The sequence below is a fragment of the Clostridium sp. AM29-11AC genome, assembly GCF_003480545.1.
Lineage (GTDB): Bacteria > Bacillota > Clostridia > Lachnospirales > Lachnospiraceae > Otoolea > Otoolea saccharolyticum_A.
The window spans coordinates 1-2,462 of the sequence record NZ_QUJI01000053.1; the positions used below are offsets into that span (position 1 = coordinate 1).

Annotated in this window: 4 protein-coding genes; 1 reads left to right on the forward strand and 3 read right to left on the reverse strand. The window is 41.9% G+C overall.

Annotated elements, in window-relative coordinates:
- A partial coding sequence (locus tag DW757_RS17085; protein ID WP_147355652.1) for a helix-turn-helix domain-containing protein occupies positions 1-794 on the forward strand: 794 nt, incomplete at its 5' end.
- Positions 795-855: 61 nt separating this feature from the next.
- On the opposite strand, the gene DW757_RS17090 is transcribed toward DW757_RS17085, so the two are convergent.
- From DW757_RS17090 to DW757_RS17100, 3 genes are all read right to left on the reverse strand, one after another.
- On the reverse strand, positions 856-1,818 hold the full coding sequence (locus tag DW757_RS17090; RefSeq protein WP_014078537.1) for a DUF3658 domain-containing protein: 963 nt from the start codon (positions 1,816-1,818) through the stop codon (positions 856-858).
- A gap of 16 nt (positions 1,819-1,834) precedes the next feature.
- On the reverse strand, positions 1,835-2,224 hold the full coding sequence (locus tag DW757_RS17095) for a TnpV protein (protein WP_009296082.1): 390 nt from the start codon (positions 2,222-2,224) through the stop codon (positions 1,835-1,837).
- A partial coding sequence (locus DW757_RS17100) for a helix-turn-helix domain-containing protein (RefSeq protein WP_347560008.1) occupies positions 2,184-2,462 on the reverse strand: 279 nt, incomplete at its 5' end. The genes DW757_RS17095 and DW757_RS17100, both read right to left, overlap by 41 nt.

Below are 2,462 nucleotides of genomic sequence, written 5' to 3' on the forward strand. Positions count from 1 at the left end.
CAAGCATACAGGAACGCCTTTGGGAACTCCGCAAGGACAAAGGCTTAAATCTGGAAGAACTATCAAAGCTGACAGGCATTTCCAAATCAGCTCTTGGAAGTTATGAAAAAGAGGATTTTAAGGAAATCAATCATGGCAACCTTATCACGCTGGCAGACTTCTATGGGGTCTCTGTTGATTATCTACTGTGCCGGACAGAGAACAGGGAGCAGATCAACACACCATTGACGGAGCTGCATTTGAATGATGAGATGGTGGCACTGCTGAAAAGCGGTCGGATTAACAACCGTCTGCTCTGTGAGCTTGCTACACATAAAGATTTCATCAAGTTTCTTGCAGACATTGAGATTTATGTGGACGGGATTGCTACCATGCAGATTCAAAACCTCAATGCACTTGTCGATACCGTCCGGCATGAAATCATTGAACGGTATCGCCCAGGCGAAGATGACCCGCATTTGAAAGTGCTGCAAGCCGCCCATATCAGTGATGATGAGTATTTCAGTCACATGGTTCTGGATGACCTCAACCTGATTATCCGGGATATTCGGGAAGCCCACAAAAAGGACAGTGAGAGTGCGCCCCAGACCACCGTTGCCGATGAATTGAAAGAAAATCTCGAAGCAGTCGAAAATTTCAAGGGCAGCCGGGATGAAAAGCTGGTTGTCCTTTACTGCAAGCAGCTCGGTATCAACTATAAAAATCTGTCAGACGAAGAATTTCGCTGGCTGATTCGGATTCTCAAAAAATCAAAGAAAATGGGAACGCCTATCAGCCAGAGGAAAAAACGGTAAAAAAAACCGCTGTTGCATGGTTGGGGTGCCTTCCATGTAGCAGCGGTTCTTGCTGTGGTTATTATTTCATTCGTTTTCTTAATATCCGGCGATAATTTGTTTCTCCCTTTGGTGCGTCCTGTATAATTTCCAACACACCATCTTCAAGCATTTTATCAATGCGATTAGAAATCCATACATCACTAATTCCAAGTTGATATTTTCCTAAAACATTACCTATAACAATAGCCATTTTGAATTGTTCTGGCTGTTCCGCAATTTCACGAAGAATGAAACTATCATATATATCTTCTGAAACACTTTGCAATTTACCATTTAGCATTGCACGCAAAGGTGCATTTTCATTTTGAAGTTGATTCCATTTCATAGCACAAGCTGAAAGAAATACAGGCTTAGCTTTTTCTTGTAGAGTTATATATTTTCCCCATTCGCCAGGAGAAACCTCACCCCATGCTATTTTGGATGTCATAGTATTTTCTTTTCCATATTCCCAGGCAGGTAACTTAACCAAATAAATTGTTGTCTGACAGTTTAATGGTCGAAGTTGTTTCATAAGCCAGTACATACCGCAAAGTTCATCCGGATTATAGCTATACCAAATACGAACTTCTTCCCCAGCTACATATCGTTCAATAACCGAAGACAATGTAGTTTTAATTTTCTGTATTTTTTCTTCAACCTGATAGTCTAAATCCTCTACAAACCAGACAGACAGCATTTTCTTGAGAACATTTTTCCGCTGTTCGCCAATTCCATTATCAGAAATATCTCCCACACTAAGAGCCATATCAAAACAATAAACATCACTGCTCTTGCCTCCCAATGGAATAGCATTCTCCCAAGCAATATGTTCTTGTTCCTGTGCTTGAATTTGTGCTTCTTTCATTTCATCTGAAGATGGAACACTCCCATCTTCGTGCCTCATAAAGACCGAAACTGCACTTCCTCTATACTTTCCCTTACCGTAAGTTTGGGCAATTTTCAAACTTCCACAGGCACTTTCACCAAATACAATTTCAATCATCTTATATACCTCCGATTTAATTACTCCCGTATGAATAAATTATATCATGCAAAACAATTTCTTCTGCCCGGTTGTGAATGTTATTACAACGCTGCACCCATTCCATTTGTTGAGTTCGCTTCAATTCCTCTGTCACGCCCTCGGTGGCTTTCATCTGCTCCATGATAGTGTCTAACCGTTCCTGTGCCTGTTCGTTCAGGTCTGCAAGATATGTCCACAATTCTCCGGTCAGTATCAATGTATTCAATCTGGCTGGGTGGACTTCCCTTAAATATTCCCGGTGCATCCGTCCGTACTTTCCGATAGGGCGGTGTTCCTCCGGCAGTTTCAAGTCCGGGATGTAGTAATCTCCGACAAGGATATAATCAATTCCGTTTTCCGTTATTCTTGGTTTCAATTCTCTCATGTTCCTTACCTCCTGTGGAAGCAGGCTCGTCTGGTACTAACTCAATCACATCGGTAATCTCACAATTCAGCGTTTCACAGATACGGGCTAATGTGTCCATGCTGATGTGCTTTCCCTCTTTGCTCATGTTGGCAATCATATTCGTTGTCATACCAGCGGCAAGCCTTAAATCCTCTTTCCTCATATCACGCTCTAACAGTGTGTGCCAGAGTGGTTTATAGCTGATGTGCATATTGTT